This window comes from Paeniglutamicibacter cryotolerans (assembly GCF_014190875.1).
Lineage (GTDB): Bacteria > Actinomycetota > Actinomycetes > Actinomycetales > Micrococcaceae > Paeniglutamicibacter > Paeniglutamicibacter cryotolerans.
Genome location: NZ_JACHVS010000002.1, coordinates 563,830 through 586,238, shown reverse-complemented (window position 1 = coordinate 586,238; position 22,409 = coordinate 563,830). Strand labels below are relative to the sequence as shown.

General features: G+C 64.8%; 24 protein-coding genes. 19 read left to right on the top strand and 5 right to left on the bottom strand.

Annotated elements, in window-relative coordinates; all coding sequences use genetic code 11:
• Positions 1–225 precede the first annotated feature (225 nt).
• Both E9229_RS19890 and E9229_RS15875 read left to right on the top strand, forming a co-directional pair.
• On the top strand, positions 226–948 hold the full coding sequence (locus tag E9229_RS19890) for a GNAT family N-acetyltransferase (protein ID WP_312855728.1): 723 nt from the start codon (positions 226–228) through the stop codon (positions 946–948).
• 262 nt (positions 949–1,210) lie between these two features.
• A complete protein-coding gene (locus E9229_RS15875) occupies positions 1,211–2,044 on the top strand; it encodes an IS5 family transposase (protein ID WP_183512603.1) in 834 nt (277 codons plus the stop codon).
• Positions 2,045–2,078: 34 nt separating this feature from the next.
• Here the strand turns inward: E9229_RS15875 and E9229_RS15870 are convergent, their stop codons facing one another.
• Complete coding sequence (locus E9229_RS15870; RefSeq protein ID WP_221184683.1) at positions 2,079–3,506, bottom strand: NF041680 family putative transposase; 1,428 nt, start codon at positions 3,504–3,506, stop codon at positions 2,079–2,081.
• Positions 3,507–3,819: 313 nt separating this feature from the next.
• Here E9229_RS15870 and E9229_RS15865 point away from each other — a divergent pair, with 313 nt between their 5' ends.
• The 5 genes from E9229_RS15865 to E9229_RS15845 all read left to right on the top strand — a co-directional run bounded on the left by E9229_RS15865 (position 3,820) and on the right by E9229_RS15845 (position 8,271).
• Complete coding sequence (locus tag E9229_RS15865) at positions 3,820–4,389, top strand: hypothetical protein (protein ID WP_221184682.1); 570 nt, start codon at positions 3,820–3,822, stop codon at positions 4,387–4,389.
• A 341-nt stretch (positions 4,390–4,730) separates the two neighbouring features.
• Positions 4,731–5,975: an ISL3 family transposase gene (locus E9229_RS15860; protein ID WP_183512601.1), complete on the top strand. Its 1,245-nt coding sequence runs from the start codon at positions 4,731–4,733 to the stop codon at positions 5,973–5,975.
• A 255-nt stretch (positions 5,976–6,230) separates the two neighbouring features.
• Positions 6,231–6,371 carry a hypothetical protein gene (locus E9229_RS15855; protein ID WP_183512599.1) on the top strand — a complete coding sequence of 47 codons (141 nt, stop codon included), beginning with the start codon at positions 6,231–6,233 and terminating at the stop codon, positions 6,369–6,371.
• Positions 6,372–6,634: 263 nt separating this feature from the next.
• Entirely contained in the window at positions 6,635–7,327 is a 693-nt protein-coding gene (locus E9229_RS15850; RefSeq protein WP_183512598.1) for a hypothetical protein, read from the top strand.
• Positions 7,328–7,446: 119 nt separating this feature from the next.
• Complete coding sequence (locus tag E9229_RS15845) at positions 7,447–8,271, top strand: DUF1206 domain-containing protein (RefSeq protein WP_312855727.1); 825 nt, start codon at positions 7,447–7,449, stop codon at positions 8,269–8,271.
• A 158-nt stretch (positions 8,272–8,429) separates the two neighbouring features.
• Here E9229_RS15845 and E9229_RS15840 read toward each other — a convergent pair whose 3' ends face one another.
• The gene (locus E9229_RS15840; RefSeq protein WP_183512597.1) at positions 8,430–9,185 is read right to left on the bottom strand and encodes an SOS response-associated peptidase; all 756 of its coding nucleotides are present in this window, start codon (positions 9,183–9,185) and stop codon (positions 8,430–8,432) included.
• Positions 9,186–9,271: 86 nt separating this feature from the next.
• Between E9229_RS15840 and E9229_RS15835 the strand changes: the two genes are divergently transcribed.
• The 3 genes from E9229_RS15835 (at position 9,272) to E9229_RS15825 (ending at position 11,363) form a co-directional block, all read left to right on the top strand.
• Positions 9,272–9,547, top strand: a complete 276-nt coding sequence (locus E9229_RS15835; RefSeq protein ID WP_183512596.1) for a mycoredoxin — start codon at positions 9,272–9,274, stop codon at positions 9,545–9,547.
• 101 nt (positions 9,548–9,648) lie between these two features.
• Entirely contained in the window at positions 9,649–10,734 is a 1,086-nt protein-coding gene (locus E9229_RS15830) for an S-(hydroxymethyl)mycothiol dehydrogenase (RefSeq protein WP_183512595.1), read from the top strand.
• Entirely contained in the window at positions 10,734–11,363 is a 630-nt protein-coding gene (locus E9229_RS15825; RefSeq protein ID WP_183512594.1) for an MBL fold metallo-hydrolase, read from the top strand. Before E9229_RS15830 ends, E9229_RS15825 begins: the two co-directional genes overlap by 1 nt.
• 158 nt (positions 11,364–11,521) lie before the next feature.
• On the opposite strand, the gene E9229_RS19520 is transcribed toward E9229_RS15825, so the two are convergent.
• Both E9229_RS19520 and E9229_RS19515 read right to left on the bottom strand, forming a co-directional pair.
• Positions 11,522–11,896, bottom strand: a complete 375-nt coding sequence (locus tag E9229_RS19520; RefSeq protein WP_246380817.1) for a maleylpyruvate isomerase mycothiol-dependent enzyme family protein — start codon at positions 11,894–11,896, stop codon at positions 11,522–11,524.
• Positions 11,897–12,079: a maleylpyruvate isomerase N-terminal domain-containing protein gene (locus E9229_RS19515; protein ID WP_246380816.1), complete on the bottom strand. Its 183-nt coding sequence runs from the start codon at positions 12,077–12,079 to the stop codon at positions 11,897–11,899.
• 148 nt (positions 12,080–12,227) lie between these two features.
• Between E9229_RS19515 and E9229_RS15815 the strand changes: the two genes are divergently transcribed.
• Positions 12,228–12,533: a hypothetical protein gene (locus E9229_RS15815; protein ID WP_183512593.1), complete on the top strand. Its 306-nt coding sequence runs from the start codon at positions 12,228–12,230 to the stop codon at positions 12,531–12,533.
• Here E9229_RS15815 and E9229_RS15810 read toward each other — a convergent pair.
• Positions 12,455–13,273: a TRM11 family SAM-dependent methyltransferase gene (locus tag E9229_RS15810; RefSeq protein ID WP_183512592.1), complete on the bottom strand. Its 819-nt coding sequence runs from the start codon at positions 13,271–13,273 to the stop codon at positions 12,455–12,457. The two genes, E9229_RS15815 and E9229_RS15810, sit on opposite strands and share 79 nt — an antisense overlap.
• A 734-nt stretch (positions 13,274–14,007) precedes the next feature.
• Here E9229_RS15810 and E9229_RS15805 point away from each other — a divergent pair.
• Genes E9229_RS15805 through E9229_RS15770 form a run of 8 tightly spaced genes read left to right on the top strand, consistent with a single transcriptional unit; the run spans position 14,008 to position 22,400 of the window.
• Positions 14,008–14,886: a TetR family transcriptional regulator C-terminal domain-containing protein gene (locus tag E9229_RS15805; protein WP_183512591.1), complete on the top strand. Its 879-nt coding sequence runs from the start codon at positions 14,008–14,010 to the stop codon at positions 14,884–14,886.
• A complete protein-coding gene (locus E9229_RS15800) occupies positions 14,883–15,770 on the top strand; it encodes a BKACE family enzyme (protein WP_183512589.1) in 888 nt (295 codons plus the stop codon). The genes E9229_RS15805 and E9229_RS15800 overlap by 4 nt, the downstream gene beginning before the upstream one ends.
• A 3-nt stretch (positions 15,771–15,773) precedes the next feature.
• Positions 15,774–16,745 (top strand): 3-hydroxyacyl-CoA dehydrogenase NAD-binding domain-containing protein, encoded by a 972-nt coding sequence (locus E9229_RS15795; protein ID WP_183512588.1) that lies wholly within the window; start codon positions 15,774–15,776, stop codon positions 16,743–16,745.
• Positions 16,742–17,182, top strand: a complete 441-nt coding sequence (locus tag E9229_RS15790) for a thioesterase family protein (RefSeq protein ID WP_183512587.1) — start codon at positions 16,742–16,744, stop codon at positions 17,180–17,182. Before E9229_RS15795 ends, E9229_RS15790 begins: the two co-directional genes overlap by 4 nt.
• A 46-nt stretch (positions 17,183–17,228) precedes the next feature.
• Positions 17,229–18,830, top strand: a complete 1,602-nt coding sequence (locus E9229_RS15785; protein WP_425570097.1) for an ABC transporter substrate-binding protein — start codon at positions 17,229–17,231, stop codon at positions 18,828–18,830.
• The gene (locus E9229_RS15780) at positions 18,827–19,786 is read left to right on the top strand and encodes an ABC transporter permease (protein ID WP_183512585.1); all 960 of its coding nucleotides are present in this window, start codon (positions 18,827–18,829) and stop codon (positions 19,784–19,786) included. Before E9229_RS15785 ends, E9229_RS15780 begins: the two co-directional genes overlap by 4 nt.
• A complete protein-coding gene (locus E9229_RS15775) occupies positions 19,783–20,664 on the top strand; it encodes an ABC transporter permease (RefSeq protein ID WP_183512584.1) in 882 nt (293 codons plus the stop codon). The genes E9229_RS15780 and E9229_RS15775 overlap by 4 nt, the downstream gene beginning before the upstream one ends.
• On the top strand, positions 20,664–22,400 hold the full coding sequence (locus E9229_RS15770; RefSeq protein WP_246380815.1) for an ABC transporter ATP-binding protein: 1,737 nt from the start codon (positions 20,664–20,666) through the stop codon (positions 22,398–22,400). The genes E9229_RS15775 and E9229_RS15770 overlap by 1 nt, the downstream gene beginning before the upstream one ends.
• Positions 22,401–22,409 lie beyond the last annotated feature (9 nt).

Sequence of the window (22,409 nt, the reverse complement as noted above, 5' to 3'; positions counted from 1 at the left end):
CGGGCGGCAGCTGCTCCCCCGATGGCGCATCGCCCAGGGACGGGAATCCATGCAAGGAACTGGTACTGCCGTACCCTCTCCATGGTACCGGCGCACACCGGGCCTCCCGGCACGCGGCCTCCCTGCCATACCGCCACCAATCCCGGGCAGCACCGTGGGCTGCGGGTAGCATTTTGCCCAGCGGCGCCATATGGCCACTGCATCGGATCACATCAGGAGCAAGACGTGTTTTCACCTTCAATCACCGCGTTCTGGCAAACCCCGTTCGACAATGGCGAGATCATCCAGGGTGCCGACGGCCTGTCCATCACCATCAACCCCGAGCTTGCGCATGACCGCCGGGTGACGGTGCTCGATGACCTGGACGGCAGAGTCAGGGTGGCGCTGACCCCGGCGCTCGCCGAACGCATTGGGCTCCGCGCGGAAACGACCTGGAGCGCCGAATCGTTCAGGGAGGCACTGGCCGGTGCAGGAATCACCCTGCACGATGCCGACTTCATCTTCTACTTCGACCGGGACGCGAAAGACCGACTGCTGGGCGAGGCCGATGCCGACGGCGTCCGGATGCTCGGCGAACGGGACGCCGACGCCTTCGCCGCGTTTGAAGCCGCAAACACGGAGCAGGACCTCGACGATGCCTACGTGGAGCTCGACCACTGGGCCGTCATCGGCGCGCATCAGGACGGCAAGCTGGTCAGCGCCACCAGCGCCTACCCCTGGGGCGAATCATTGCTGGCGGACCTGGGCGTGCTGACCCTGCCGGCAGCCCGTGGAAAGGGTCACGCCCGCAACGTGGTGCGGGCGATCGCCCGGCACGTGTACTCCCGAGGATACGAGCCGCAATACCGCTGCCAGCTGGACAACGAAACTTCGAGGGCGCTCGCCGATAAGGCCGGACTGAGCCTGTTCGGGACGTGGGAAGTGGTATCAGCCGAAACCGAGGACTAAATACTCGGAGTCGGCGCGGGCTGGCCAGTCGGCCTGGTCGTGGTGCGCACCTTCCTGGTTTCAGGGCTCAGCTGACTCGCATCAGCGGCGCACCACCGGACCGCAATCATGCTTAGAAAATGCGCCAATAGGCGTGCCCCACAACCCCGCCAAAACGCACGCCAGCGTCATTAAGCTGCCAACCGACGTCATTAAGAAGCAAGGCAGGCACGACTCCTGTTAAAACTGTTTTCGACCAAGAAAACGTTTAACCAGGAGAATCGTGCCTGCCCTTCCATCATTCCTCATCGAACCCCTCTGGACCCAATTCCAGGCCCTGATCCCACCCGTTGAAGACCACCACCCCCTGGGCTGCCATCGCCCCCGCATCCCGGACAGGCTCGTCTTCGACAAGCTCATCCAGGTCCTCGTCCTCGGGGCCTCCTACGAGAAAATCTCCGACACCACCTGCTCCGCCACCACCATCCGACGGCGCCGGGACCTCTGGATCGATGCCGGAATCTTCACCGCCCTCGAGCAGATCTGCCTCGAATCCTACGACCGCATCCTCGGGCTGGAACTGGAGAACCTCACCGTGGACGGCTGCATCGTCAAGGCCCCATGCGGCGGGGAAATGGCCGGAAAATCGCCGGTAGACCGCGGCAAACTCGGCACCAAACGCTCGGTCCTCACCGACGGCAAGGGCATCCCCCTGGGATGCGTGGCCGCACCAGCGAACCGGCACGACTCCCCGCTGCTGCGCCCCACCCTGGAGAAACTCTCCCGCTTCGGATTCCACCTGCCACCAAAGATCACCGTGCACCTGGACGCCGGCTACGACAGCTCCAAGACCCGCACCCTGCTCACCGAACTCGGCTGCGAATCGGTGATCAGCACCAACGGCGAGCCGCTACAAGCAGGTGCGCGCTGGGTCGTTGAGCGAACCAACGCCTGGCATACCCGCGGCTTCAAGAAACTATTGATCTGCACCGAACGCCGCACCCTGGTCATCGACGCGATGATCAGCCTCGCCAACAGCATCATCGTCCTGCGGCGCCTGATCCGAGAGGCCTGGCACACCCACCGCTGGGACGCAAGACCCCAACGAAAGCCCTAACGATCAGGGCCTATTGGCGCATTTTCTTATCTTGCTATTTAACCTTGTAGTGGGCCAACCCCATTGGCTGGATCACTGGTTTGACCCGATTCAGGCTGCCCTTGGGGCGCCCAGGACCAGCAGTGGAGCCTATCGGCGGTTTTGCCGGATGCACCGCATTCTGGCAGACCCGCCGATAGGTCCTCCGCACCCTGCCTGGCGTGAGACGTGACAGCGGCATTGACTGCTGCCAGGGCAACCGGCACTCAACGACTAATGGTCGCACCAGACGCAGCAACGTATGCGCGACCAACACGATCCAGGTCCACCGATCAGCAGCGGCTGGTTCCCGCAGGTGGGGCCGGGCCCAGCCCAGGTTCTGTTTCAGGAAGCGGAACGTGTGCTCGATATCGAAGCGACGCAGGTACATGGACCACCAGTGATCCACCTCCCGGACATCGCCGGGGACGGGTTTGGACGCCCACAGCCACATCGGCTTTGGTGGCTGCCCACCGGGCAGGTGTTCGACGTTCAGTCCGATCACCGTGCCTTCGATGAGGGGTGGGGAACCGTGGGAATCCTTGCACCCAGCCCTGGTGTCGATCTTTTGGTGCATCCGCTCGAACGCGACCGTGCTCACGGCTCCGTACCGCTCCAGTTCCTGGACCGAACGGTGCACAGGGTCCGGGTGTGTGGCCGGATCGCGCAGAGCCAGCTTGGCTCCGTGGCGCGGCGGCCGGCCCTTGGTCGGTCCGCGGCGTGCCCCGGCCGGGGCGTAGAACACCCGGTCCGAACGCAACCGGGCCACCAGCACCACCGGCAGGTCTTGGAGCAGCCAAGCCAGACGGGTCACGTCGTAGCCGGCATCCATGACCACCAAGACCTCGGGATCTGTGCTCTGTTGCTGCCCGGTGGCGCTCAACCGGTCAACGACGCCGCGGAGCTGATCTGCGGTGATCGCGGTCGCGTCATCGCCAGGGCGCAGCCGCACCACGTCCAGAAGCGCGGTCCAGGAGGTGGCACCGGATTCCAGTGCGGCCACGAAAGAATAAGGCCACCCCGGAACCATTTGCGCTTGCCCGTTGCGGGCGTAGGTGTGGCAGAACGCGCGCCCGGGGCTGCATCCGGCGTCCGGGCGCAGCCAGTTCGACACGTCCACCGCCAGCACGATTCCTTCCCGGCCATCGGGGCCCGGGATCTTGGGCACGGGCAGCGCCCCGAGTTGGGATTTGAGTGCGTCGAGGTCGATCCGTCCGTGGTTGACCGCGTCATACAGGGCACCGTAACCGCGGTGGTGCTCGGGTTCCAGGGACAGGTGGGCCAGGTCGGTGACTTTCCCCTGGGTACACAGCAATGCATCAGTGAGTTCGAAGAGCGCATCGGCCCTACGGGTGAGGCAGCGGTAGTAGCTTTGCCGGAACGCATCGAATTGCTGCTCGGGGCAGGAGGCTTGCGATTCACCGGAACATTCATGCATACTCATCGCCACGGCCCTCGGTCCTTTTGCTGTCTTGTTGGTACCAAACAGCATGAGAAACGAGGGCCGCTTATCGTGTCATGACACGCCGATTGAGGCGCGGAAAGTCAACAGACTTTCCGCCAGAGGTTAAATAGCAAGCTTATGCCTGTTGTCATTTCCCGAGCCACGGAATCATCTAGAAGCAAAGTGGCATCCGCCCCGGCTCATCGCCCGGGTGGCCCCGCAGATGAAACCAAGAGCCGATGCTAAACTGCTTCGGCCCTAAGGCTCCAACTCACCGCCGATTTGACACATGATCCTGTGAATCTCGGACTCCTTGGGCTCATCACTTACTCTCACCCTTGAACAGGATATATCTGTGACTTCCGCATCCGTTCCGCCGGTTCCACCCTTAACGCCCGCCGAGATTCCTCAACCATTCATTGACATGATGCTCCAGAGGAAGGCTCCCGGGAAGTCGGTCAAGGAAACCTCGCCAAAGGTGTTCAATGCCGATATCTACCGCGCAGTGGTTTGGATGTTGGTGGTGTCATCAGCCCTGGTGGTCTGGTTCAGCGCACCCTCCGACGGCAGCGCGGCCGAATGGAAGACCCAGATGACGGTCGCCGAAGCCATCAAAACAAGCAACGATTCCCGGACCGAAGGCGCCCCACAACAGCAGGTGACCAACGGCTGGTTCACCGCCGATGCCCTGCCGATTATCTCCAAACAGCTCTCCGGTCTGCACACGGCCCAAACCACGGGACGAGTTCCACTGCTCCTGCTGGTATTCGGGCTGGGATATGGCCTCGACGTTGTCGGCCGTTCTTTGGGATCCATCTACAATAGCCGCGCAGCCAAGCCGGCTACCAATGCTCCGAAGTCGATGGCCGCTGAAGCCTCCTGATGAATTCGGGCTGGACGCCAGTCATCGATTGAGGCTCGGCGCCGGGACATATGGTGTCCAGGCGCCGGCCTTTTGGGCTTTTCTGACGTATCCGTGGGTCCATGCATCGAGCCTGAACGACCACATGCCGCTGTCTGTCTAGGATTTTTGACTGGTCATCTGCATCAAAGCTCATATGGTGTCTAAATTACTTCTGTCCTTGTGGCCGTGTGAGGAACCGGATTCCTAATTCTGGTTCTCCTGACTGAGATGTGGGCCAGGAAAAGCATGATACGAAAACGTATGGGCAACCCCGGTAGGTTTGGAAGTTCTCACACCAACAAGCCACACTGGAGTTACCCATGCGAGCTACCACTCTACTGAACCGCGTCTTCAAATTCACCGGCGCCACGGTCACCGCCGTCCACCACGTCGGACACGGCCCCATCACCGCCACGGTGAAACTCACTGCCCGGCGGAAACTCTCCTGCCCGCACTGCCCCTTCACCACCACCGCCGGCTACGACACCCGCTGGACCGAATCCTCCTGGCGGCACCTGGACGCCGCCGGAACGCCTGTCATCCTCAAGATGCTGCGCCGCCGGCTACGCTGCCCCGCCCACGGCGTCCTGGTCCAGGCCGTGCCCTTCGCCCGGCCTGCCTCGCGCTTCACCCGAGACTTCGAGGACATGGTCGCCTGGCTGGTGACCCGCACCGACAAGACCAGTGTCTCCACATTCATCCGCATCGCCTGGCGCACCGTCGGGGCGATCTGCGCCCGCGTCGTGGGAGACCAGCTCGATGAAACCCGCTTTGAGGGACTGGTGAACCTGGGCGTGGATGGGATCTCCTGGCGCAAACACCACAACTACCTCACCCTGGTCTCGGACCACGAGACCTCCACCATCCTGTGGGGCGGGGCAGGGAAGAACGCCGCCACCCTGGATCGCTTCTTCATCGAAATCGGTCCCGAAAACACGGCCTCGATCGAGGCCGTGAGCATGGACATGGGAGCAGCGTTCAGCAAATCGGTGCGGACCAACGCACCGGACGCGGTGATCTGCATCGACCCGTTCCACGTCGTCCAGCTCGGTACCAACGCGCTCGAAGTGGTGCGCCGGGACCAGTGGCAACGGGCCAGGGCACTGCCGGACCAGTCCTTCGCCAAGAAATACAAGGGCCACCGGTACGCCCTGTTGAAAAACCCCGGAACCCTCACCGAAAAACAGTCAGCCACCCTGGATCACCTGCGCGAGGACGGCGGGACACTTTGGCAGGGGTACCTGCTCAAGGAATCCCTGCGTGAGATCTTTGCCGGGGACCTGAGCTCCGCTGAGGTCATGGCGATGATCCAGGACTGGTGCGACGCGGCCACCACCAGCGGGCTGGGTCCGTTCATGAAGGCCGGGGCAACCCTGCGCGGGCACATCAACGGGATCCATGCCGCGGTGAGCCGGGGACTATCCAATGGCAAGCACGAGGGGCTGAACAACAAGATCCGCACCATGACCCGCCGCTCCTATGGATTCCATAGCCCGGAGGCGGCACTGGCCTTGATCATGCTCGCCTGCGGGCCGGTGGAGGTCAGGATCCCGTATCAGAAATAGCGGGACCCACATTCACGTCAGGAGAACCTTAATTCTATTGAGGATAGATCCATGTTCCCGTGGCCGACGGCCCCGGCAAGAACCGGGTTAAGGATCCGAGGTGACTGCCAGCTGATAGGTGGTTCGAACAGCTGCACCACGCCTGGTGTCGAATTCTTCGGGGGCTGATCGCCTCGATGGCACCAACGATCCGGGACAGCACGGCCTCGGGATCCTCGGCACCGGCATCCGTTACCGCGCCGTTCCTCAGAGGGGATGCCCGGCCCGCAATCCGCTGATATCGGATGGCCGCAGCGGGTCGGCATCCGCGGGACCATGGATCTCGACGGGCGCCAGAACGAATCCGACGTGGTCCCCGAAATCGACCCGGTCCAGCACCTCGGCGATCCGCTCTGAAGCTGTCCCGGCGGCATCCCGGCCAAGCAACGCCGGCAGCACCTGTCAACTACCGGTCTTCGTGCTTTGACCCTACGACTCCCCCGACACGGCAGTCCATCCATGCGAGCAGCAAACCTTCGGACATGACCGGCAGCAACAGGCCACCACGATCAATCTCGCCGTCGTCCAACCGATTTGCTGCCGCTTCCACGGGTCCCGACAGGAAAACCACGTCACCCCCACCACCAACCGCTTGCCCAGGTTGGACCTACACTCACTTCATGGGATCCCCGACCGTTCCACGGCAGCAGGCCGAACACCGGTGGCCCGCCGTCATTGGACTGCTGGTTGCCCTGGCACTTTATGCAAGCCTGCCCAGCACCTTCTTGACGACGCTTCGCTATTCGGTCGTCGGCATTGGCCTGTTGATGCTGATACCTCTGGTGGTGCTCAATCCCCGGCGCCTGCGTCGCGAGACCCGGTGGTCGAAGTACGTGGCAACGGGGCAGGGCCTGCTCTTGGTCGCGGCGAACGAAGTCGCCTTGGTGCAGTTGGTCATCCTGCTGACCACCTCCGGCGACAGCGACGGGCGGACCCTGCTTTTGGCTGCGCTGCAGGTCTGGGTCACCAACGTCATCGCCTTTGCCCTGGTCTTTTGGGAGCTCGATCGCGGCGGTCCGGTTTCTCGGCGCAATTCGCCCCGCAAGGACCTGCCGAAGGCCGACTTCCGCTTTCCGCAGGACGAAGACCATGATGCCGTCGAGGAGGTCGCGGCACGCTCCTCCGTCAAAACGGGCTGGGTTGCATCGTTCTTTGACTACGTCTACTTCTCCCTGTCGAACTCCATGGCCTTCAGCCCCACCGACACCATGCCGTTGTCACTGCGGGCCAAGGCCCTGATGGCTTTGGAATCCACCGGTGGATTCATCCTGCTGGCATTGGTCATCGCCCGCGCCGTCTCACTACTCAATTGAGAATCAGCCGGCGCCCCAAAGGACGAACGGCCCCGGCAGCCTTACCCGATGGCCCTCCACGGTGACAAGATGTGAGTGTTATCCGGCGCGTGCCTGCGCTGGCGCGATCAGCAAAGGACGTGACCACCATCATGGGCTCAACAGGTGCCGCAGCCGCGGCCGAAGAAGCATCAAATTCGCGCCCCTTTATCGTGGCGGCCAGGACGGGCTTTGCCGTCAGCGGCGTCCTTCATATCCTGATCGGAGTCATCGCCGTCGGGCTGGCGTTCGGGAAGAATCAGGAGGCCGACCAGGGCGGCGCCATGGCCCAGCTCGCCACCCAACCAGCAGGTTTCATCCTGTTGTGGTTCGGGGCCGCGGCGTGCGCGGCATTGGCCCTATGGCAATTGAGCGAAGTGGTCTTCGGCTACCGGCATGCCGCCAAGAAAACCAAGGCGATGAAGAAGCTCTCCGCTGCCGGCCAGGGAATCGTGTTCTTGGCGTTGGCCCTTGCCTTCGCCTCGTTTGCTGTCGGCAACGGCAGGGATAGCGGAAAATCAACGAGCAATACGACAGCCGAAATCTACAAGGTGCCTTTCGGACCGGGATTGCTCGTCGTCATCGGCCTCGTCATCGGGATCGTCGGTGTCGTCTTCGTGGTCAGGGGAGCCATGGCGTCATTCAAGAGACAGCTGAACCTGCCCGCGTCCGCGGCCCTTCGGAAAATCTCCATGGTCCTGGGCGTCGTGGGTTACGTGGCCAAGGGCGTTGCCCTTTTTCTCGTGGGGCTGTTGTTCGTCATTTCAACGCTTGAGTCGCGGCCGCGGGAGTCCACGGGCCTGGACGGAGCTCTCAAGGCGGTTCGCGATCAGCCATACGGGCCCTACCTGCTCACCCTCATCGGAGTGGGGCTCGCCTGCTACGGCCTCTACCTGATGCTGAAGGCCAGGTTCGTCAGGATGTGATTGACGGTGGACATACCTCGGTCACGCACCACCCGCGGCGGAAACGGCCCGCTTTCAATCTCTGCCACCCGGCTATTTGGCTGCGGAGCGGCGCCTAAGCCACGGAAGGCCGGAGCCGTTTCGGCTTTGTCGTCAGTCAGGAGCGGGCCGGATCCGGTCTAGAAAAGCCCGCTGATCGGCTCGATGAGCTCGGGACCGTTGTTGCGCACGTTGCCGACGGCAGAGCCCACCTCGCGCAACTGCCAGCCCGTTGCCACAGCGTAGGCCTCGGACCGGACAAGATCCACCAGCGTCGGCGCGTCCTTGTTTTCCGGGTCGAGCCACTCGGCCATCGAATCGCTCGACAGCGGAATCGGCAGCCGGTCATGCAGCCGGTGCAGTTCGTCCAGCACCCCCACCCCGGAGCCCTCCGACGGGGCATCGGTGGTCAGGATCGTGGTGCTCAACAGCCACCGGTCCGGATCATCCTCGGCCTTCTCCGGGTCCTTCCACCACTCGTACAGCCCGGCGAAGAAGATCACCGAGTCGTCCTTCGGGTGCACGTAGAAGGGCCGTTTGGTCCCCTTGGCGGTGCCGGCCGATAACCATTCGTAGTATCCCTCCGCCGGAACGGCGCAGCGCTTGGACTTCACCGCCGAACGGAACGTGGGTTTCTCCAGCACGGTTTCACTGCGCGCATTGAAGGCCCGCACTCCCACGGCCGGATCCTTGGCCCAGCCGGGCACCAGCCCCCATTTGGCGATGTGGGCCTGGCGCACCGCGCGCCCGTCGACGATCCGCTCCAGGATGATCGGCACCTCGGTGGTCGGGGCAATGTTCCAGGATTGGCGCAGCTCGAGGTTCGCATCGGCCTCGGCTTCCGCCTCGGCCACCAGGTCACCTATGGCTCGTGCCATCACATATCTTCCGCACATGCCTCAACAATCCCACAAGGAGGACCCCGATTCGATAACCGCACGGCCTCCGGAATAAGAATCATGGCAGCCCGGTTATGCATTTCATGACAGAAAACGCGCTCCTTGCCCCGTATATCCCCGCCGAAGGCGGCATCACCATGTTCACCACCTCGTGGTGCGGGTACTGCCGTAACCTCAAGCGCATGCTCGATGCCGACGGCATCACCTACACCGAGGTGAACATCGAGGAGGTTGCTGGCACCGCCGAGATCGTGGAGGCCTTCAACGATGGCAACCAGACGGTTCCCACGGTCGTCTTCCCCGACGGCACTGCCGCAACAAACCCGCGGATTGAGATGGTCCGTGAGCGCCTGAACTAACTATGTGCTTTGATGAAAGGTGTCGCACGCCGCATGGCGCGTCCGGCACCTTTCACCGTTAAGCAAAACCGCCCAGGCGGTACACAGTTTTGAGGAGTCTCATGTCTCACAAGGTCAAGGCCGTTGTCGTCATGGCAAAGGATGCGCCGGTCGAATTGGTGACCATCGTGGTCCCCGACCCCGGACCGGGCGAGGCCCTGGTTGACATCCTGACCTGCGGCGTCTGCCACACGGACCTGCACTACAAGCACGGCGGCATCGGGGACGAGTTCCCGTACCTGCTGGGCCACGAGGCCACCGGCGTGGTCTCTGCCATCGGCGATGGCGTCTCCGAGGTTGCCGTCGGCGACCGCGTCATCCTGAACTGGCGCGCCGTCTGCGGACAGTGCCGCGCCTGTGCCAAGGGGCAGCCGCAGTACTGCTTCAACACCGCTAACGCCACCCAGAAGATGACGTTGGAGGACGGCACCGAGCTGTCCCCCGCGCTGGGTATCGGTGCGTTCGCCGAAAAGACGCTGGTTGCAGCGGGCCAGTGCACGAAGGTCGACGACGACGTCGATCCGGCTGCCGTGGGCCTGCTCGGCTGCGGCGTCATGGCCGGCATCGGTGCCGCCATGAACACCGGTGAGATCAAGCGCGGCGAGTCCGTTGCCGTCATCGGCTGCGGCGGCGTCGGCATTGCCGCCATCGCCGGCGCCAAGCTGGCCGGTGCCACCACCATCGTCGCCGTCGACATCGACGACGAGAAGCTGGAAATGGCCAAGAAGATCGGTGCCACCCACACGGTGAACTCCCGCAAGGAAGACGCAGTCGCGGGCATCCAGTCGCACACCAAGGGCTTCGGCGCCGATGTGGTCATCGAGGCCGTTGGCCGCCCGGAGACCTACAAGCAGGCGTTCTACGGCCGCGACCTGGCCGGCCGTGTCGTCCTGGTCGGCGTTCCGTCCCCGGAGATGCAGCTGGAACTCCCGCTGCTCGACGTGTTCGGCCGCGGCGGCTCGCTGAAGTCCTCCTGGTACGGCGACTGCCTTCCCTCACGCGACTTCCCGATGCTGGTCGAGCAGTACAAGCTCGGCCGCCTGGACCTGGATGCGTTCGTTACCGAGCGCATCGGCCTGGGCGACATCGAGGCTGCATTCACCAAGATGGGCGAGGGCAAGGTCCTGCGTTCGGTGGTCGAGCTCTAATGCCGGCTCAGATCCAGAACCTGGTCACCTCGGGCACCTTCAGCCTGGACGGCGGCACCTGGGACGTCGATAACAACGTGTGGATCATCGGCGACGACGCCGAGGTCTACGTGATCGACCCCGCCCACAACCCGGCGGCCATCGCCGAGGCGGTGGGAGAGCGCACCGTCAAGGCGGTGCTGCTGACCCACGGCCACGATGACCACATCCGCTACGCCCGCGAGTTCGCCGACCTGGTCAAGGCACCGGTCTTCATGAACCCCGCGGACCAGATGCTCTGGGAAGACGTCTTCCCGGGCACCACGCCGGATGCCGAAATCGCCGATGGCGACGTGTTCGAGGTTGCCGGGACGCAGCTGCGTGCCCTGCATACCCCCGGCCACTCCCCCGGTTCCACGTGCTTCTACGTGCAGGACCTGGGCACCGTATTCTCCGGTGACACGCTTTTCAACGGCGGCCCCGGCGCCACCGGGCGCAGCTACTCGAGCTTCGAGACGATCATCGAGTCGATATCCGAGCGCCTGTTCTCGCTTCCGCAGGAGACAGTGGTGAATACCGGCCACGGTGATTCCACCAGCATCGGTGCCGAGTCGCCGCAGCTGCAGGAATGGATTGACCGCGGGAACTAGCACCCCACGGTAGGACATGACAACAGGCTGGGACGGATTCCATGGAATCCGTCCCAGCCTGCGTTAACCTTCGATAGCTTCAAGGCGGCGGCGGAGCAGCAGCTCGAGCCCGGGGCGCTGGAGGTCTCCGATGCAGGCATTCCGGCCGGTCATGGTCATCACGAGGGCGAGGGCCGCTCCTTCAACCAGGGCCCGGTGCCGGCGGCGAACGGCCCGTCGGTGGCACTCAAGCGCAGACCCTTGGCCCGGGTGCGGCCGGGAACGGCGAAGTCCCTGCCAGCGAAGAATTCGGCCACGGGAGTCAATGCCTCGACGCCGGGCGTCCGGGGTAGGCCCAGTGGCCTGCGGATGTCCTGGGCATGGACCAGGGCCTCGCCCAGGTAGGCCGGGGTATGCGAAGAGGGCGCCGTGGTGCTGTTGATGATGGCGCGGAACCGCGCCAGGGTCTCGGCGGGAGTGTCGCCCCGATGCTCGGTGAGCCTGCGCAGGTTATGCACATCGGATCGGAAACCGGCGCCAAGCATGCTTCGCATTCACTGCCACTGGTTCAGGCTGGCCGCCGCCGTCAGGTGGGCCACGACGTCTTGGACACTCCAGCGCCCACACAGGGTGCCGTGGTTCCATTGACCGGCCGTGAGGCCGGAAAGATCCCGGGCCAAGGCCTCGCGCTCGGCGTGCGCGAGTGCCCACAAACGTTCTTGTCCTGAAAATGCCATCGAGTACTCCTCACCGATCGGTCCGACTCACCAGCATAAGAGATCCGGGGCCCAGGCCGGATGCCCGGCCCGACCCGAACTCGGGATGGGCCGGGGCCAGGCTCTTCACATTCGAGGGCCTGCGGGTGTGACCTGCAAGGATGGGACCATGACCAATGACTTTTCGAACGCCGGGGCTTCGCCACGGCGCACCCGACCCCTGGCTGCCCCGGTCGGGTGCGGCATTGCCGCGATCCTGGTGGTGGCAGGGGTGATCACGTTGGCCTTGGTGCAACCCGCAGAGGACTTTGGCTGGTTCGGGTATGCTCCCCTCGGCGAATCCGGGCTGGACCAGCTGGTGGGATCCACGTTTGTCACCGGCCCACAGATCACGGGCTATCTGATCATCGGCGCCGGGCTGCTCGCCTTGGCGTTCACCCTCGGACTCGTACTCGGCCGCCGCGCCCGCCGCTGACCGGGGAAGTTCGGTCCCGCTGGCCTACCCGTTCCGCCAAGCGGGGTCCGCCGGAACACCAGCAAGGCGTCGGCCACCAGATCGTGGGGGTAACGGTCCCACACGATCTCGGTGAGCCCCACGGGGGTGAGGTATTGGGCGAGCACGCGCGTGCAATCGCGGATCAAGTGGGTGGTGCTGCCCATGTGGTGGATATCTGCCAGGTTCCACACCACGAAGCCGCCGGGCACGATCGCCCGGGCGCACTGGGCGGCAACAAGTCCGAGCTCCTCCAGATAGCGGGCGTAGTCTCCGTTGTCTTCCTCGTAGGCGGTGAGGGGGTCGGCCTCGTGATGCTCGGCGGTCATGTAGGGCGGAGAGGTCAGGATGAGGTCGATGCTGGCATCGGGTTGGGGCGGTTCGATATTGCGGATGATCCTGAGCAGCTCCCTGGCATCGCCCTCGATCACGCGTGCGCCGGGCACCCGCTTGCTCAGGTAGTCCACGCGTTCGGGCAGCAGTTCAATGCAGAGCGCTTCGCGCCCCAGGGCCAGGGCCCGCACGACGGTGGTGCCAAAACCTGCGAAGGGATCGAATACCAGGTCCCCCCGGTTGCTGCATCGTTCAATGACGTGGTCGACAATGTCCGGGAGCATGTGCACGTCCTCATCGGCGTCCAGCGGGCGCCCGGCCACAAACGCGTCGTGCGATGCGCTCAGCTGCGATTCCAGTGGGGAGGTCCTCGTTGTGATCCCGATCAATTCTTTTCCAAATCCTTCATCATGCGAAGTTTACCCGCCGGGCCGGATCCAGGATGCGCAGCGCGTCAGCTCACGCAATGCCGTGGCCTGTTGTAGCGCCCACTGCCCCCTGTTCGATGCGGGGTGCAGCAAGCCAGGAAACAGGGACCGGATTCATATCCCGGGACCGCATCCTCCACGCGGTCGGCGACCTTAAGGTCCCAGGGCGTCATGGCATGGCCAATTGATTTCCGGGTCTGCAGGGAGCCAAGGATTCCAAAATACGGAACAACGCCACGGAATACTTGGCTTCGGAACACAACGCTTGCGGTGCCCGCCGGGTTTTTCATCCGGCGGACCCCGGCGCCGAAACCCTGCTTCCCCCTGGGATGGATCTACCGGCCGGTTTTGCCGGAATGCGCCGAGGTTTGCGACACGCACCTGGCCCCGGTCCCCTGACCGATGGTTTCCACCCCGGCGCGGTTCAGCTCCGGGCCATTTCCAGCTGCAGGTCGCCTTCGGGTTCCGGGCTCAAGCCCCGTCAAAACAATGCTTCAAAAACCTCTGGTTTCCGGGGTTTTTCGGCCACCTACGGGCGGCAAGGCGACGGGAGCCAGGCCTGTGCAGATGCGAGCGCAGGGCGCGTCATCGGGCATCGGCTGCGTGGATCACATTAGCTCACATAATCGCAACTCATTTCTGAGTCACGATAAAAATGCTTGCCAAAATCGCAAACATGCCCGTAGCGTGGCCTCATGCTGCAAAGTGATGCGGGACACAATGAATTGGCGGGGCGGGTCCGCGAGGCAATCCGCACCTCGGGCCTGGCCCAGCGCGAGATCTCGCGCCGGATCGGCGTCGAGGAAACGAAGCTGTCCAAATCGCTGACCGGAACCCGGAAGATCACCGCCGAGGAAATCGTCCTGCTGGCGACGGTGACCGGGGTGACTGCCAACTGGCTCATCACCGGTTCCGATTCGGCGCCGGGCCCCTCGAGCATTCCGCCGCAGGGCATCCTCCCGCAACACCACAGCGAGGATGACAAGCATGCCCAGCGCCGCAGAAGCATCACCGAACATGCCTGGTGGCTCTTCTCCGAGCGCGGCTTCACCGCGGTCAGGATGGCCGACATCGCCGCATCGATCGGCATCAGTACGCCCACCGTCCATTACTACTTCCCGAACAAGCAGGCGCTCTTCACAGAGACGCTGCGTTACTCGGTGAAACTTGCCTACGACCGCCAGATCGCCGAACTACAGCCGATCACCGACCCTGCGGCCAAGCTCAAGCGGCTCATTGAACTACAGCTGCCCACAGGCTCCGAGGGTCGCGCCGAATGGTCGATCTGGCTGCAGACCTGGACCAAGCTCGCCGTGAACGAGACCGGCCTGGATACCCACTCCCCCGGATACGGGCGCTGGACCTCCACCGTCCACGACGTCATCGAGGCCGGGCAGGCCAGTGGCCACTTCGTGGCGGTGGATGCAGCCACACTCACCGCAGAACTCACTGCCATGGTCGATGGCATGGGCATCAAGGTGCTCACCGGAATCCTGACTTCAACTCAAATGTTCGCAAACATTAGTGCCTTCATCGACAGAACGATCATCACTCACAAAGGAGCAACAGCATGAGTCGTAAGGTCATTGTCACCTGCGCCCTGACCGGCGCCGGGGACACCACCGGCAAGAGCGGCAACGTCCCGGTCACCCCCGACCAGATTGCAGCCGATGCCATCGCCGCGGCCCGCGCCGGCGCATCGGTGGTCCACATCCACGTCCGCGACGTGGCCACCGGGCAGGGCTCCCGCGACGTTGCGCTGTACCGCGAGGTGGTTCGCCAGATCAAGGCATCCGACGTGGATCCGGTCATCAACCTGACCGCCGGGATGGGCGGTGACCTGTTCATCGACCCTTCGAACCCCACAGTCCAGCTGCCCGGCACGGACCTTGTCTCCGGGCTGGAGCGCCTGGCCCACGTGGAGGAACTGCGCCCGGAAATCTGCACCATCGACTGCGGCTCGCTGAACTTCGGCGAGGGCTCGCAGCTCTACGTCAGCACCCCCGACATGCTGCGCGAGGGCGCCGCCCGGATCCGGGAACTGGGCGTGAAACCCGAAATGGAAGTCTTCGACACCGGTAACCTCTGGTTCGCCAACGTCATGGTCGCCGAGGGCCTGCTGGCACCCCCGCCGCTCTACCAGATCTGCATGGGCATCCCCTACGGCGCACCGGCAAATCCGGGCCTCCTCCAGGCCATGGTGAACATGCTGCCCGATGGCGCGCAGTGGACCTCGTTCGCCATCGGACGCAACCAGATGCCGTGGGTAGCCCAGTCGGTGGCGCTCGGCGGGCACGTGCGCGTCGGGCTCGAGGACAACCTCTACTTGTCAAAGGGTGTCTTGGCCACCAACGTCCAGCTGACCGAACGCGCCATCACGATCGTCGAGTCGATGGGCTCATCAGTTGCAACACCGGACGAAGCCCGCGAAATCCTGAACCTCGGACAGGGGAACTGAACCATGGGGAACTTCCCTGAATACCAGGACATCACCACCGTCGCCTGCATCGGCGCCGGCACCATCGGTGGCGGCTGGGCCGCCTACTTCCTCTCCCGTGGCCTGAGTGTCCGGGTCTGGGACCCGTCCCCGGACGCCGGTCAGAAGCTGCGCCGGCTCATCGACGCGGCATGGCCGGCGCTGACCGAACTGGGACTGTCCGACGGCGCCTCACCTGATGACTTCACCGTCCACACCGACCTGGCCGAAGCGCTCAGGGGTGCCGGGTTCATCCAGGAAAGCGCGCCAGAAGTCCTCGAACTGAAGCAGGACCTGCTCGCCCGGCTCGCCGGCGCCACCGGCCCCGATGTGGTCATCGGCTCCTCGACCTCAGGCTATGCGATGAGCGACATGGCGACCACCGCCGTCGACGCCTCCCGACTGGTCGTCGGGCACCCCTTCAACCCGCCGTACCTGATCCCGCTGGTGGAGGTCGTGGGCGGCGAAGCCACCGAACCGGACGCCACGGCATGGGCCGCCGGCTGGTATGAATACATCGGCAAGTCGGTCATCTCCATGGACCGCGAGATCCCCGGATTCATCGCCAACCGGCTGCAGGAGGCACTGTGGCGCGAGGCGCTGCACATGGTGGACAACGGCGAGGCGACAGTCGAGCAGATCGACCTCGCCATTACCGAAGGTCCGGGTCTGCGCTGGCCGGTCCAAGGCCCGATGCTGACCTTCCACTTGGCCGGCGGCGAGGGCGGCATGGCCCACATGCTCGATCATTTCGGCCCCTCGCTCAAATCCCCCTGGACCCGCCTCACCGCACCGGAGCTGACCCCCGAACTGCGCCAGCGGGTCATCGACGGCTGCGACGACGAGGCCGACGGCCGGTTGTTCAGCGAGCTGATCGCCGAACGCGACGCCGGCATCATCGCCATCCGCCGGGCCCTGGCACCGAGCATGTCCCCCGTCGCGGTACCCGGGACATGAGCCTTCCCGCCTACACCGCCCGGGTGCTGCCCGAGTGGATCGATTACAACGGGCACATGTCGGAGGCCTTCTACGTGCTCGCCTTCGGCTTCGCCACCACCTCGGCCATGGACCACCTCGGCATGGACGAGGCATACCGGGACAACCAGGCCGCTTCGCTCTACACGGTCGAGGCCCATGTGCGCTACCTGCTCGAGGCCGGGCTGGACGACGACCTGGAAATCACCACCACCATCGCGTCCTCCGGGGCCAAGAAGCTGCATCTGGCACACGAAATGCGTACCGGTGGGACATTGATCGCCACCGAGGAGATCCTGGGCCTGCACGTGGATACGGCATCGGGGTCCACCTCGCCCTTCCCCGAACCCGTGTTGGCTGCCATCGCGGCCATCGGGCAGCAGATCCCCGAATGGAGCGGCCGATCCATCACGGCGTGAGACCCATCTGACGGACATCCGGTTCCACCGACGAAACGAGCAGACCTTGACCTCCGATCGATCACCATGGCACTTCCCGCCGGGCGCAGGCCCAGCACCGTCCCGCCGCGCCATCCTGGGCGGCTCCCTGGCCCTGGGCATGGGCCTGTTGCTCAGCGCCTGCGGTTCCACCGCAGCAGCGGTGCTGGCCGCACCCACCGGAACACCGGCACGCGGCGGGACGCTGCGGGTCGGGCTGGCCGGCGGCGGGTCCGCCGACTCGCTTGACCCGCACAGCCCGGTCAGCACCACCGACATCGCCCGGGTGGTGAACCTCTACGAGTCCCTGCTCTACCGCAACGAGGACTTCGTGCTCACCCCGCTGCTGGCCCTGAGTGCCACACCGGATGCGAAGGCCTTGAACTGGAAGGTCGAGCTGCGGCCGGGGGTGAAGTTCCACGACGGGCGACCGGTCACGGCCCAGGACGTGGTTGCCACGTTCGCCCGGGTCACCAATCCGGATGACCCCAAGAGCGGTGCCGCGGCGCTGAGCATCCTCGAGGAAGTGGCGATCATCAGCGACTCGGTGGTGGAGTTCCGCCTGAATACGCCGACCGCCACGTTCGACGACTCGCTGGGCCAGTACGCGCTGGGGATCGTGCCGGCCGACTTCGATGTCAGCAAGCCCATCGGCACCGGTCCGTTCAAGGCCTCCGGCTTCGACCCCGGGCGCCAGTCGGTGTTCACCCGCAACGAGGAGTACTGGCGCGAGAACGAACCGCACCTGGATGAGCTGGTGATCCTGAACTTCTCCGATGACGACGCGTTGATCAACGCGCTGCTTTCCACCCAGGTCGATGCCATCGGGCAGATCCCGCTGGCGCTGCTCGAGGTGATTTCAGCCGACCCGCGCATCGACATCCTCAACTCGGAAACCGGTGCCTGGCTGCCGTTCACCATGCGGCTGGACCAGAAGCCGTTCGACGACGTGCGGGTCCGCCAGGCGTTCCGGCTGGCGGTTGACCGGGAACAGATGATCGAACAGGTGCTCAGCGGCAACGGCACCATCGGCAACGACCTCTATGCCCCGTTCGATCCCGGCTTTGCCAGGAACCTGCCCCAGCGCACCCAGGACATCGCCCAGGCCAAGGCGCTGCTTGCCGAGGCCGGCTACCCGAAGGGGCTGGACATCGAACTGGTCACCGCACCGATCCAGGCCGGTGCGGTGGAAGCCGCCCAGGTCTTCGCCCAGCAGGCGGCGGCGGCCGGGATCCGGGTCAAGATCCGCCGGGTCGACACCACCACGTTCTTCGGCGACGACTACCTGTCTTGGACCTTTGCCCAGGACTTCTGGTACACCCGCAACTTCCTCCCCCAGGTCAACAGCTCCTCGCTGCCGACCTCCCCGTTCAACGAGACGCACTGGGACGACCCCGAGTTCACCGCGCTGGTCAAGGAGGCCGCCACCACGGTGGACGAGGCCAAGCGCAATGCACTGATCACCAGGGCCCAGGAAATCGAATACGAACGCGGTGGCTACATCATCTGGGGCCATCCCAACCAGGCGGACGCCTACCAGCGCTATGTCGCGGGGCTGATCCCAAACAAGACCGGGCTTGCACTTTCCGGCTTCGAGTTCCGCCGCGCATGGATCGGAGTTTCATCATGATTCTCAAGCTGCTGGTCCGACGGCTGCTGGTCAGCCTCGTGATCCTCTTCGCCGTCTCGCTACTGGTGTTCGTTGCCACGCTGCTGCTTCCCGGGGACCCGGCCCAGGCCATCCTGGGCCAGCAGGCCACCCCCGAGCGGCTGGCCGCGCTGCGCGAACAGATGAACCTCAACGACCCGGTCTGGCAGCGCTACCTGAGCTGGCTCGGGGGCCTGCTCACCGGGAACCTCGGCTTCTCGGCGGCATCCGGCGGCCCGGTGTCCGAGCTGCTCGGCGATCGCATCCAGGCCTCGCTGGTGCTCATGGGCCTGGCGGCACTGATCACCATCCCGGCGGGAATCCTCATCGGCACGTTCTCGGCGCTCAAGCGCGGAAAGGCCTTCGACCACGCCGCCACCGGATTCTCGCTGGTGCTCGCCTCGCTGCCGGAGTTCGTGATCGGCCTGGGACTGATCACGCTGCTTTCCACCTCGGTCTTCAAGATCCTGCCGTCGGTGACCATGGCCCCTCCCGGAGAGGCCGTTTGGAACTACCCGATCCAGCTGATCCTGCCAACACTCACCCTGGCCCTGGTGGTCACCCCGTACATCGCCCGGATGATGCGCGCCACGATGATCGAGGTGCTCGATTCCGGGTTCGTTGAAATGGCCCGGCTCAAGGGCGTTCCCGAACGCGACGTGATCATGCGGCATGCCGTGCCGCACGCGCTGGCCCCCGTCGCCCAGGTGATCGCGATGCAGCTGGCCTGGATGGCCGGCGGCGTCGTGGTCATCGAGTTCCTCTTCCGCTACCCGGGCGTGGGGCAGGCACTGGTCGACGCGGTGACCAACCGCGACGTGCAGGTGGTCCAGGCGCTGTCGATCCTTATTGCCGCGGCCTACATCGTGGTGAACCTGCTCGCCGACCTGGTGGGCATCATGACCAATCCGAAACTACGCACGGAGGCAGTGAGATGAGCGTCCTTCAAGCAGATCGTGAAACCACCGGTCAGCTCAAGCGCCCGCCGAGGCTCTTCGCCCGGATGATGCGCCAGCGCCAGGCCAAGATCGGCATGGTGCTCACGCTGATCGTGCTGGCCATCGCGCTGCTCGGCCCACTGACCCTGCCCTGGCTCACCGGGCACAGCAGTACCGAGTTCACCGGCCGCCCGTTCAAGCCGGTAGGCCTGTTCGGCACCGACAACCTGGGCCGCGACGTGCTCTCCCGCTTCCTGGACGGCGGGCTGCGGCTGATCGCCTACTCCGCCCTGGCAACGCTGCTGGGCATGACCGTGGGAGTCGCCGTGGGAATGGTCGCCGCCTATTCAAAAGGCCGGGCCGACGCACTGATCATGCGTGGCAACGACGTGCTGCTGGCGCTGCCACAGCTGGTCTTCGCACTGCTGGCCATCACCGTGCTTGGCCCGCAGGGCTGGGTGCTGGTCGTGGTCATCGGCATCACCCACGCACCGCGCATCGCCCGGGTGACCCGCTCGGCCACGGCCGCGGTGATCACCGAGGACTACATCAGGGCCAGCGAGATGTATGCGGTACCCAAGTGGAGGGTACTGCTCACCGAGGTGCTGCCGAACATCACCGGCCCGCTCATGGTCGAGCTCGGCCTGCGCATGACCTACTCCATCGGCTTCGTCGCCTCGCTGTCCTTCCTGGGACTGGGCATGCAACCGCCCACTGCCGACTGGGGCCTGATGATCAACGAGAACCGGATCGCCTTGTCCATCCAGCCTTGGGGCGTGCTCCTGCCGGTGCTTGCCATTGCGGTGCTGACCGTGGGAACCAACCTGTTGACCGACTCGCTCGCGCGGGCCTCGGCGAACCTGAATGCGGGGAACTGATGATGAACACCGATGTCCTGGACAAGGAACTGGTCGCCAGCACGCTGGCCACCGCCGACCTGAGGGTCGAGACGACGGCCGGGGTCGAGATCCTGCACGGGATCGGATTCACGTTGCGCCCGGGCCGGATCCTGGCCTTGGTCGGCGAGTCCGGTTCGGGCAAGACCACCGCCGGTCTTGCCTGCCTGGGCCATTTCAGGCAGGGCCTGCGCCTGGCCTCGGGGTCCGTCACGCTAAACGGCGGCGGGGGCGCGAACATCCTGGCGCTGCCCGAGCACAAGCTGCGGCTGCTGCGCGGCGGAGACATCGCCTACGTCCCGCAGGACCCCTCGCTCTCGCTGAACCCGGCCATGCGGATCGGTGAGCAGATCGCCGAGACACTGCGCGTCCACCACTTCGGCTCCTCCGAGGCCGAACGCCTCCAACGCGTCGCCGAGGTCATGGCGGAGGTGGGCCTGGCCAATGACGCCGCCTACCTGCGCCGCTACCCGCACCACCTCTCCGGAGGGCAGCAGCAGCGCGTGGGAATCGCGATGGCCTTCGCCTGCCGCCCCGCCGTCATCGTGCTCGACGAGCCGACCACCGGACTCGATGTCACCACCCAGGCACTGGTGTTGAAGACCATCAACGAGCTGGCCGAACGCCACCAGACGGCCGGGCTCTACATCACCCACGACCTGGCGGTCGTCGCTGTCGTCGCGGACGAGGTGGCGGTGATGCTCGAGGGCGACATCGTGGAACAGGGACCCACCAAACAGGTACTTTACTCCCCCCGCCACGAGTACACGCGCAAGCTGTTGCGTGCCGTCCCCGACCTGGCCGGCAAGCGCCGGGTCGGCGAGGTGGAGGCGATCACCGGGGAACATCCGTTGATCATCCCGGGCCCGCACGGAAACCCCGACACCACCTCCACCACGGTCCGGATTGATGACGCGAAGTTGCTTGAGCCAACTCCGCCACACACAGGCGAACCAGCCGGCACCGCCGTGCCGCTGCTGCGGTTGGAGGATCTGGCCCTGGCCTACGGCCGGCACCGGGTGCTTGACGGGATCGGCTTCGAACTGCTCGAGGGCGAATCGATGATGCTGCTGGGCGAATCGGGATCGGGCAAGACCACGCTCTCGCGCTGCGTCGCCGGGCTCAACGACGCCTACACCGGGTCGGTCAGGCTCTTCGGCGAGGAACTGGCACCTGGCACCCGGGAGCGCTCATCCGAGGACCGGCGCCGGGTACAGTACATCTTCCAGTCCCCCTTCTCCTCGCTGAATCCGCGCCGGAGCATCGCCGACTCGGTGGGGGTTCCGCTACAGATGTCGGGCATCCACGACAAACGCAAGCGCCGCGCGCTGGTCGTTGAGGCACTTGACCAGGTCCGGCTCGGCGAACGCTACATGGACCGCCGCCCCGGCGACCTCTCCGGCGGCGAACGCCAACGCGCCGCCATCGCCCGGGCCTTGGTCAATGCGCCATCGCTGCTGGTCTGCGACGAGATCACCAGCGCGCTTGACGTCTCGGTGCAGGCATCGATCCTCGACCTGCTGCGTACGCTGCAGGTCGAGCACGGCATGTCGATGTTGTTCGTCACCCACAACATCGCCCTGGCCCGGCATATCTCCCAGCGCTTGGCAGTGCTGCAAAAGGGCAAGATCGTCGACATCGGCGCCACCGACGAGGTACTGAACAACCCGCGGCACAGCTACACCCAGGAACTCCTGGCCAACGTCCCGACCTTCTAAGGAGCCAGC

What these genes read in the sequence shown, in the direction of transcription:
- E9229_RS15870 (WP_221184683.1), bottom strand. Translation starts at nt 3,506, where the DNA reads ATGAGTATGCATGAATGTTCCGGTGAATCGCAAGCCTCCTGCCCCGAG.
- E9229_RS15860 (WP_183512601.1), top strand. Translation starts at nt 4,731, where the DNA reads ATGCGAGCTACCACTCTACTGAACCGCGTCTTCAAATTCACCGGCGCC.
- E9229_RS15855 (WP_183512599.1), top strand. Translation starts at nt 6,231, where the DNA reads ATGCCCGGCCCGCAATCCGCTGATATCGGATGGCCGCAGCGGGTCGGC.
- E9229_RS15850 (WP_183512598.1), top strand. Translation starts at nt 6,635, where the DNA reads ATGGGATCCCCGACCGTTCCACGGCAGCAGGCCGAACACCGGTGGCCC.
- E9229_RS15840 (WP_183512597.1), bottom strand. Translation starts at nt 9,185, where the DNA reads ATGTGCGGAAGATATGTGATGGCACGAGCCATAGGTGACCTGGTGGCC.
- E9229_RS15835 (WP_183512596.1), top strand. Translation starts at nt 9,272, where the DNA reads ATGACAGAAAACGCGCTCCTTGCCCCGTATATCCCCGCCGAAGGCGGC.
- E9229_RS15830 (WP_183512595.1), top strand. Translation starts at nt 9,649, where the DNA reads ATGTCTCACAAGGTCAAGGCCGTTGTCGTCATGGCAAAGGATGCGCCG.
- E9229_RS15825 (WP_183512594.1), top strand. Translation starts at nt 10,734, where the DNA reads ATGCCGGCTCAGATCCAGAACCTGGTCACCTCGGGCACCTTCAGCCTG.
- E9229_RS19520 (WP_246380817.1), bottom strand. Translation starts at nt 11,896, where the DNA reads ATGCGAAGCATGCTTGGCGCCGGTTTCCGATCCGATGTGCATAACCTG.
- E9229_RS19515 (WP_246380816.1), bottom strand. Translation starts at nt 12,079, where the DNA reads ATGGCATTTTCAGGACAAGAACGTTTGTGGGCACTCGCGCACGCCGAG.
- E9229_RS15815 (WP_183512593.1), top strand. Translation starts at nt 12,228, where the DNA reads ATGACCAATGACTTTTCGAACGCCGGGGCTTCGCCACGGCGCACCCGA.
- E9229_RS15805 (WP_183512591.1), top strand. Translation starts at nt 14,008, where the DNA reads ATGCTGCAAAGTGATGCGGGACACAATGAATTGGCGGGGCGGGTCCGC.
- E9229_RS15800 (WP_183512589.1), top strand. Translation starts at nt 14,883, where the DNA reads ATGAGTCGTAAGGTCATTGTCACCTGCGCCCTGACCGGCGCCGGGGAC.
- E9229_RS15795 (WP_183512588.1), top strand. Translation starts at nt 15,774, where the DNA reads ATGGGGAACTTCCCTGAATACCAGGACATCACCACCGTCGCCTGCATC.
- E9229_RS15790 (WP_183512587.1), top strand. Translation starts at nt 16,742, where the DNA reads ATGAGCCTTCCCGCCTACACCGCCCGGGTGCTGCCCGAGTGGATCGAT.
- E9229_RS15780 (WP_183512585.1), top strand. Translation starts at nt 18,827, where the DNA reads ATGATTCTCAAGCTGCTGGTCCGACGGCTGCTGGTCAGCCTCGTGATC.
- E9229_RS15775 (WP_183512584.1), top strand. Translation starts at nt 19,783, where the DNA reads ATGAGCGTCCTTCAAGCAGATCGTGAAACCACCGGTCAGCTCAAGCGC.
- E9229_RS15770 (WP_246380815.1), top strand. Translation starts at nt 20,664, where the DNA reads ATGATGAACACCGATGTCCTGGACAAGGAACTGGTCGCCAGCACGCTG.